Genomic DNA, 8,332 nt, shown 5'->3' on the forward strand with positions numbered 1-8,332 from the left:
CGGCAGCACATGTGACGTACGGTAGCGGCGCCGAGGCAATGGGTATGATGGTATGACACCCAGCCCCGCGGAGGCCCCGTGCGTCGACCAGTATGGGATGTGGGGACCGGGCGTGTCGAGACGCCCCTCGGCCGGCTCCCGGACCGCCGTCCCCGCCGCCCTGTCGCCGCATGCGGCCTCCGCGGGGCCGGGTGCGGTCCCGTTCCGGGGCTGCCGTCGCGCGGTGGCACGGGACGCCGGCCGGTCTCGGTGTCGATCGGGTGCACGCCCGTGAACGGATCGGCGGTGGTCGGCTGAGGCGTGCCGACGGCGGAGGTGTCGGTGCCGCGCGCGTCGGCGTCGCGGGCGGTCGGACCGTCGTCCAGCCCGGCCAGGCCCCCGCGGAAGGCGGCGTCGGCGGTGCCCCAGACGTGGCGGCCGTCGGGTGCCGTGACGACCAGTCGCCCGTCGACGTAGGCCACCACCAGGTCGAGGTCGTGGACCAGGCCGTGGTCGGCATCGCAGAGCAGGACGAGGTTGTCCAGGTCGGTGCGTCCGCCGAAGTGCCAGTGGCGCAGGTGGTGGGCGTGCAGCCGCTCGATCCGCGTCTCGGGACAGCCCGGCCGGGCACAGCCACCGTCCCGGCGGAGCAGTGCCCGCCGCTGGGCCTTGCTGGCGCGCCGCCGCCTCCGGCCGAGGGCGAGGGGTTCGCGGCCGCGCTCCAGCATGGCGACGACGGTGGCGTCGCAGAGCACCCGCCGCGCCAGGGCCGGAGTCACGGGGGGGCCGCCCTCGAGGTGCGCCCGGCCGGCAGCGGCGTCGTCGGCGAGGACCTCGGCGTCGACGTGCAGCACCACCTCGCGGCGGGGCGGGTCCCCGGCCCGCCGGTCGTGGTCGACGCCGGCGCGGGCCAGGGAGGCGAGGGCGTCCAGCCGGCGGGCGGTGGCGCGCTCGTGGGCCAGCCCGGCCAGCGCGTCGTCGTCCGCGCACCGGCGGTCGAGCTCCTCCCGCTCCCTCCAGTCGGTGCCCGGAGCCCGGTTCGCCGCACGGGCGCGGGCGTTCTGCGCGCGTTCGCGTCGGGCCTCGCGCTCGGCGACGGACTCGACGGCGGTGATCAGGTCCATGCCGGGCTCGGGTCGCATGCGCAGCCGCATGACGAGCATCCCGTCGTCGTCCCACGAGTACTCGAAGGACTGCCGTGCCTCGGTCCGGTCGGACACGCCGTCGCCGTCGTTCGCGCGGTCGGCACGGCGCCAGGAGCGGACGAAGCGCTCGAGCTGGGCGGCCGTCGTCTCGACGGCCAGGTCGAGCAGCGACTGCTCGGTGTCGGGCTCGGCGATCCGAGTGAGTGCCCGCACCTTGGAGTACGAGAGCCGCCCCTCGGCGAAGGCGGCGTCGATGAGCGGCAGGGACCGCAGGGCCCGGGCCACGCGGACGTGCTCCCTCGCCGCGCCCGGCGCCAGGCCGCACTGCCACGACAGCCACTGAGCGCACGACCGGATGCCCCAGCCGTGCCAGCCGCCTCGCTCGTCGAACTCGGCGACGAGCGCAGCCACGCTGCCGTCGCGGCGGCCAGTCGGACGGCGCCGGCGGTGATCGCCGCGGCCAGTTCCGGCAGTGGGCTGCCGGAGGGGTGGGGTGTGCTGCTCGGCTCGGGCACGGCGCCTCCTCCTCGATCAGGTGTTCGGAGGATAGGAGCAGCCACTGACAGAAACCGCTGGCCAGCGACGGATGCCGGTGATCAGTTGGAGGGGCTCGGGTTGATCTGACCGCGGGTCGTGGCAGTTCGACCGGCCTGGCCGTTCCCTCGGGACGTCTCCGCGAGACCGTCCGCGAAGGGCGGCGGTCGACGGGGGTGCTGAGTGGGGGAGAGTGCGGACGGGGCAGGCTGCGGCGGGAACCGGAGGGCTGGGGGTTCCACGTGGAACGCCGCGGCACGGCGTTCCCGCGGGGACGCGCCATACGGGCGGCCCCCGCCGTCCGGAGCGCGGGTGCGAGGCGTTCCCGCGGAGACGTGACGGCCGTACCCCTCGCGAGAGCAGACCACGCGAATACCAGGTGGCCGGGCGCCGGCGATGAGGCGCGGCTGCAGAGGCGTTCCCGCGGAGACGTTCCCGCGAAGACGTCCCCAGGGAGACGTTGCCACGGGCACGTCGTGGCCTCAGCGCAGGGACGAGCGCCGCGACCCGACGTCGGCGGACTCGGCGGCCGCGCGGCCGGCCCACCAGCCCCCGGCGTCCATCGAGGAACGGCTCCGGGTGCTGCGCACGCGCGGGAACAGCTCGGTGAACGCGTCGTCGACCGCCTCCTGGCGCGAGCGCAGCACAGGCAGCAGGTCGACGCCCTGCTCCGCCACCGCGGCTCTGGTCGCCCGCTCGCGGGCGCTCGTCAGCCGCTCGCCGATACGGCCGGCGTAGCCCAGCAGGAACGCCCGGCGGAACGAGCGGGAGGCCGACCGCCGTCCCGCCGCCCGCTCGGCGGCCCCGAGCGCCTGTCCGACCTGCAGCAGCAGCGAGGTGAACAGCAGCTCGACGGCGTCGAGGTCGGCGGCCACGCCGATCAGGTTCGCGATGCCGAGGCTCTGGTACCAGACCAACCGGACGCCGTTGGCGTCGGCGACCGTACCCAGGAGCTGCATCTTGGCCCGTACGTACGGGTCGTCGACGTGCACCCGGCGGGTGGCGGCGTCGGCGCGGGGCGGCGCTCCGGCGCCGGCGTCCAGGAGCACCGTGTCCACCGCGTGCCGGGTCATCAGCTCCTGCGCCTTGGCGGTGAGCGCCTCGGCCTCGTCCGGGTACTCGGTCGACTCGGCCTTGGCCAGCAGGGCGCGGATCCGCCGGAGCACGCGCGCGTCGTCCGGCGCGGACGCCACCGTCGGACGCCGCGCTCCCGCACCCCACCGGGACGGCGGCGGGACCAGGTGGTCGATCGGGGGGAGGCAGCGCAGCACGCCGGCGAGCAGCAGGACCGCGCGCCACGACTCCTCGGCCGGCCGACCCTCCGCGCGGTGCCAGGCGGCCACGACCGCGGGGTCCCCGGGCGTCAGGGCGCCCAGTTCGCGCAGCTGGTCCACCCACACGTCGGGCGCGCGGGAGGTGGCGTCGTCGACCCGCGCGTCCTCGGCGACCAGCGCCTCCACCAGCCGTGCCGACCGGGCGGGGAGCCGGCGGCGCACCGAGTGGACGACGTCGGCCGGCTGCCATCCCCTCTCCCACGTGCGCGACAGCGCGTCGAGCAGCAGCCGGGTCGTGTGCCGGCCGTCGTCGACGGAGGGATCGGTCGAGGCGAGCCCTGCGACCGTGGCGGCGAGGGAGGGGCTCTCCGTGAACCAGACGCGTTCCAGCAACAGTTCCCGGAGCCGGGCATCGTGAGCGGTCGTCGCAGCCATGCCCGGGATGCTCCCCCGACCGGCGGGCGGCGCCGGGGAGGAGCTGTGGACGGCCGGTCGTCGTCCACAGGCTCCGGTCACCTCGGACGGTCAAGCCAGTCCCGCTCGATCTGCTCCGCGGTCGCCGGGCGGCCCAGGAGGAACCCCTGGACCTGCGGGCACCCCAGCTCCCGCAGGCGCTGGAGCTGCTCCTCGGTCTCCACGCCCTCGGCGGTGACGGTGGCGCCGAGGTTCCCGGCGAGCGCGAGCACGGCGGAGACGATCGCGTCGGTCGGGCGGTCGTCGGGCAGTCGCGCGACGAAGGAGCGGTCGAGCTTGAACGACTGCGGCGTCCGCTCGCGCAGCGCCGCGAAGCTGGAGTAGCCGGTGCCGAAGTCGTCCACGGCGAGCGTGACGCCCGCGGCGGTGAAGCGCTCCAGGGCCGCCCGTGCCCCCGGCTCCATCGCGCAGGACTCGGTCATCTCGAGCTCGAGGGCGTCCGCGGGCAGCCCGACGCGGTCGAGCAGCGCGAGCACCCGGGGAGCGAAGTCCGCGGGGAGCAGCTGACGGGTCGAGACGTTGACCGCCACACGCGGGGTCGAGGTGGGCCCGAAGGCCCGCCGCCACCGCATCGCCTGGGTGCAGGCCTGCTCGAGCACCTGCATGCCGAGGTCGTGGATCAGCCCGGTCTCCTCGGCCACGGCGATGAACTCCGCCGCCGGCACGTCCCCGCGCTCGGCGTCGTGCCACCGGGCGAGCGTCTCCACCGCCGAGAGCCGGCCGTCGGCCACCCGCACGATCGGCTGGTAGGCGACGGTCACCGCTCCGGCTGCGACCGCCCGGCGCAGCGCGGTCCGCACCCCCAGCCGGTCCCGGGACTGCCGGCGCAGCGGTTCGTTGAACACCTCGTACCGGTTGCCCCCGGTCGCCTTGGCCCGCTGCAGGGCCAGGTCGGCCGCGCGGAGGACCTCCTCGGCGTGCCCGTCCTCGTCCGAGCCGGTCAGGCCCGCCCGCTCTCCGCGCAGCCGCGGTCCCGCCAGCCCCTCGGCGTCGGCGACCGCCACCCCGATGCTGCCCGTGACGACGACCTCCCGGCCGTCGAGGGCACACGGCTCGGCCAGCGCGGCGAGCAGCCGCTCGGCCACGCCCGCCGCCTCCTCGACGCCGGTCACGCCGTCGAGCAGGACGGCCAGCTCGTCCCCGCCGAGGCGGCTGACCAGGTCGCCGGGGCGCACCGCCCGCTCCAGCCGGCGCGCGACCGCCACGAGCAGCTCGTCGCCGGCATCGTGCCCGAGCTGGTCGTTGACCCCCTTGAAGCCGTCGAGGTCGCAGTAGAGCACCGCGAACCGGGTGTCGGGACTGCGCTCGGCCCGGTGCGCCGCGGCCTCCAGACGGTCCATCAGCAGCACCCGGTTGGCCAGCCCGGTGAGCGAGTCGTGGGCCGCCGCGTGCTCGGCGGCCGCAATGCTGGCCTGCCGCCCGGTGACCAGCGCGCCGAGGGTCAGCCCGGCCAGGGTGAGGGTCACCAGGCCGAGCTGCAGTCGCAGCGGGCTCTCCACGACGTCCCGACCGACGAGGGCCACGGCGACGGCGTTGGCGACGAGGACGGCGAACGCCACCCAGGGCAGCCCGCCGCGGACGGCGATCCAGATCAGCGGCACGTACACCAGGTAGGCCAGGTCCAACCCGCCGACCGCCGGCTCGCCGTAGGCCAGGTACAGCGTGGCGAGCAGCAGCGCGGCCTGCCCGACCGGCTCCAGGCGCTGGTCCAGCACGCGGGCGGCGAGCCGGCCGAGCCACCGTGGCCGGACCCGGTTCGGCCAGGACGGGTGCTCCGGCCCGCGCCCGACCCCGAGCGGGCCGGGGAGCGCCGGACGGTCACGCCACAGCGCGGGCACCCGCCGGCTCGCGACGAGCAGCGCGGGCGTCAGCACCCCGACGCCCGTGGCCCGGCCGGACCAGAAGCCGAGCACCCCCCGGAACAGCTCGCCCCAGCTCAGCAGCCCGGTGACGGTGTACTGCAGGACCTGGACGACGGCGACGACGAACGGCCCGGCGACGGCGGCCAGCCCGAGCAGCCAGACGACGTCCCGCTGGCCCGGGAGGCGGGGGTCGATCCGGAGCCGCCGGAGCAGCAACCAGGCCACGGTCGTGTAGACGACGGTGCCGACCACACCACCGAGCCAGACGCTGACCCAGCTGACCTCCGGGCTGCTCACCACCAGTCCGTGCAGCGGGTCGGTCAGCAGCAGGAGCGGGGCGTAGCGCAGCCCGAACACGAGCAGCAGGGCGAAGCTCAGGCCGGTCGGGGGATACCAGAGCGACACCTCCTGGCGGGCCTGGAAGACGCTGGCGAGGGCGTCCAGGCCCAGCCAGAGCACCAGGTACACCACCGAGACGATCAACGGACCCCGCCACCGGCGCATGCGCTCCCGTCCTCCTGCTCTCGCGACGGGCACCGGCTGCTGCTCACCTCGGCCCAGGCCAGAGCCCTACCCCCGCTCGACGCGCTCCACCGTCGACCAGCGGGTGGCGGGTGCGGACTGCAGCGCCGTCCACGGTCCCGGACGACGGTCCGCCCGGGCTAGGGTCGGACCGTGCCGGCCTACCGGATCGCCGAGGCCGCGAGCCTGCTCGGCGTCAGCGACGACACGGTGCGCCGCTGGATCGACAGCGGCCGGCTGCCGGCCTCCCGGGACGGCGGGGGTCCCGCGCACGTGGCCGGCGCCGACCTCGCCCGGCTCGCCACGCAGCTGCACGAGGCCCCCGAGCCCGGGGCGACCCGCGGCTCCTCGGCGCGGAACCGGCTGACCGGCATCGTGACCCGCGTCGTCCGCGACACCGTGATGGCGCAGGTGGAGATCCAGGCCGGACCGTTCCGGCTCGTCTCCCTGATGTCGCGCGAGGCGGCCGACGAGCTCGGGTTGGACGTCGGCGTCCGTGCCGTCGCGACGGTCAAGGCCACCCAGGTCAGCGTCGACGTCCCCTGATCGACCGCAGGAGCGGACTCCTGCCCGATCGGGTAGTCGCACATGCGGTTGCCGAGCGGTTATCGTCCCGCAGGCGCGGACCGCGGTGGCCCGCCGTAGGGAGGTCCCGTGGCCAGGCGTGCCCCGCTCGGAACCGCGCTCCTGCTGCTCCTCGCCGGCTGCGGCGGGTCGGCGGACGACGGCGCGGTCGCGGCGGGGTCGGGCTCCGCCGAGCTCGGCGGCACGGTCACGGTCTTCGCCGCCGCCTCGCTCACCGACGTCTTCACCGACCTCGGCGAGCGGCTCGAGGCCGACCACCCGGGCCTGGACGTGCAGGTGAGCTTCGCCGGCAGCTCCGCCCTCGCCACGCAGATCAGCCAGGGCGCCCCCGCCGACGTCTTCGCCAGCGCGAACGAGGCGCAGATGGCCGTCGTCAGCGACGCCGGTCTGGCCGCCGGCGAGCCGCAGGTCTTCGCCGCCAACGTGCTGCAGATCGCCGTCCCGGCGGGCAACCCGGCCGGCGTCACCGGGCTGGCCGACCTCGCGCGGGAGGAGCTGGCCATCGCCGTCTGCGCGCCGCAGGTGCCGTGCGGTGCCGCCGCCGAGGACGTGCTCGCCGCCGCCGGCGTGACCGCCGCGCCCGACACGCTCGAGGAGGACGTGCGGGCCGCGCTGACCAAGGTCGAGCTCGGCGAGGTGGACGCCGCGCTGGTCTACACGACCGACGTCACCGCGGCCGGGGACGCCGTCGAGGGCATCGACGTGCCGGAGGCCGAGCAGCGGCCCAACGACTACCCGATCGCGGCGCTCGCCGACGCCCCGAACCCGGAGGCGGCGGCCGCGTTCGTCGAGCTGGTGCGGTCCGACGAGGGGCGGCAGGCGCTGGCCGACGCCGGCTTCCGGGTTCCGTGAGCGGCTCTGCTGACCTGGCCGCTCCGCCGCGCGGGAGCGGACCGTGGGCATGGTGAGGCGCAGAGCGGAACCCGGCGTCCCGGTCCCGCTGCTGGTCCCGGCCGTCCTCGCCGTCGCCTTCCTCGTCCTGCCGCTGGCCGGCCTGGTCATCCGGGCGCCCTGGGGCGAGCTGGCATCCCAGCTGACGAGCCCGGCGGTCGGGCACGCGCTGCGGCTGAGCCTGGTCTCGGCGACGGCCGCCACCGGGCTCTCCCTCGTCCTCGGCGTCCCGCTGGCCTGGGTGCTCGCCCGCTCCCGCGCGCGCGGCCGGTCGGTGCTGCGCGCCCTGGTCACCGTGCCGCTCGTGCTGCCCCCGGTCGTCGGCGGCGTCGCGCTGTTCCTCGTGCTGGGCCGGCAGGGCATCGTCGGGCGCTGGCTGGACCAGACCCTCGACGTGACCATCCCGTTCACCACCGCCGCGGTCGTCATCGCCGAGACCTTCGTGGCGATGCCGTTCCTGGTCATCAGCGTCGAGGGCGCGCTGCGGGCCGCCGACGCCCGCTTCGAGGACGCCGCAGCCACCCTCGGCGCCGACCGGTGGACGACGTTCCGCCGGGTCACCCTGCCCCTGGTCGCGCCGGGCATCGCCGCCGGCGCGGTGCTCTGCTGGGCCCGCGCGCTCGGCGAGTTCGGCGCCACCATCACCTTCGCCGGCAACTTCCCGGGGACGACGCAGACGATGCCGCTCGCGGTCTACCTCGCGCTCCAGCAGGACCCCGACGCGGCGATCGTGCTCTCCCTCGTGCTGCTCGTCGTCTCCGTCGCCACGCTGTTGCTGTTGCGCGACCGCTGGCTCACGCGAGCGGTCCGGTGAGCCTCCTCGCCGACGTCCGGGTCGACCGCGGCCCGCTGACCGTCGAGCTCGGCCTGGAGGTGGCCGACGGCGAGGTGCTCGCCGTCCTCGGGCCCAACGGCGCCGGCAAGTCCACGCTGCTGCGCGTGCTCGCCGGCCTGCTGCCGCCCGACGACGGCCGGGTCGTCGTGGGGCGGGCGGGACTGGGCCACGACGCGTGGGACGACGTCCCCGCCGGCGTGCACGTCCCCGCCCACGAGCGCCGCCTCGGCA

Annotated in this window: 7 protein-coding genes; 4 read left to right on the plus strand and 3 right to left on the minus strand. The window is 76.1% G+C overall.

From position 1 onward, the window contains the following. The 3 genes from CNO22_RS23560 to CNO22_RS23570 all read right to left on the minus strand — a co-directional run. The coding region (locus CNO22_RS23560; protein ID WP_232807295.1) for an HNH endonuclease signature motif containing protein at positions 1–1,535 on the minus strand (1,535 nt) is incomplete at its 3' end. Between the two features lie 605 nt (positions 1,536–2,140). Then, positions 2,141–3,367 (minus strand): DUF2786 domain-containing protein, encoded by a 1,227-nt coding sequence (locus CNO22_RS23565; RefSeq protein ID WP_157937089.1) that lies wholly within the window; start codon positions 3,365–3,367, stop codon positions 2,141–2,143. Between the two features lie 77 nt (positions 3,368–3,444). Continuing rightward, positions 3,445–5,772 (minus strand): putative bifunctional diguanylate cyclase/phosphodiesterase, encoded by a 2,328-nt coding sequence (locus tag CNO22_RS23570; RefSeq protein ID WP_100501696.1) that lies wholly within the window; start codon positions 5,770–5,772, stop codon positions 3,445–3,447. A 171-nt stretch (positions 5,773–5,943) separates the two neighbouring features. On the opposite strand from CNO22_RS23570, the gene CNO22_RS23575 reads away from it, so the two are divergent. The 4 genes from CNO22_RS23575 to CNO22_RS23590 form a co-directional block, all read left to right on the plus strand. Beyond that, on the plus strand, positions 5,944–6,336 hold the full coding sequence (locus CNO22_RS23575; protein ID WP_100501697.1) for a TOBE domain-containing protein: 393 nt from the start codon (positions 5,944–5,946) through the stop codon (positions 6,334–6,336). Positions 6,337–6,444: 108 nt separating this feature from the next. Next, positions 6,445–7,227 carry a molybdate ABC transporter substrate-binding protein gene (gene modA / locus CNO22_RS23580; RefSeq protein WP_100501698.1) on the plus strand — a complete coding sequence of 261 codons (783 nt, stop codon included), beginning with the start codon at positions 6,445–6,447 and terminating at the stop codon, positions 7,225–7,227. A 49-nt stretch (positions 7,228–7,276) separates the two neighbouring features. Further along, entirely contained in the window at positions 7,277–8,080 is an 804-nt protein-coding gene (locus CNO22_RS23585; RefSeq protein WP_100501699.1) for an ABC transporter permease, read from the plus strand. After that, positions 8,077–8,332: ATP-binding cassette domain-containing protein (locus CNO22_RS23590; RefSeq protein ID WP_157937090.1), on the plus strand; the 256-nt coding region annotated here is incomplete at its 3' end. The genes CNO22_RS23585 and CNO22_RS23590, both read left to right, overlap by 4 nt.

Source organism: Geodermatophilus chilensis (assembly GCF_002802985.1).
Classification (GTDB): Bacteria; Actinomycetota; Actinomycetes; order Mycobacteriales; family Geodermatophilaceae; genus Geodermatophilus; species Geodermatophilus chilensis.

Excerpts from the sequence above, each read along its gene's own strand:
- CNO22_RS23585 (WP_100501699.1), top strand. The coding sequence starts at position 7,277 with ATGGTGAGGCGCAGAGCGGAACCCGGCGTCCCGGTCCCGCTGCTGGTC.
- CNO22_RS23570 (WP_100501696.1), bottom strand. The coding sequence starts at position 5,772 with ATGCGCCGGTGGCGGGGTCCGTTGATCGTCTCGGTGGTGTACCTGGTG.
- CNO22_RS23565 (WP_157937089.1), bottom strand. The coding sequence starts at position 3,367 with ATGGCTGCGACGACCGCTCACGATGCCCGGCTCCGGGAACTGTTGCTG.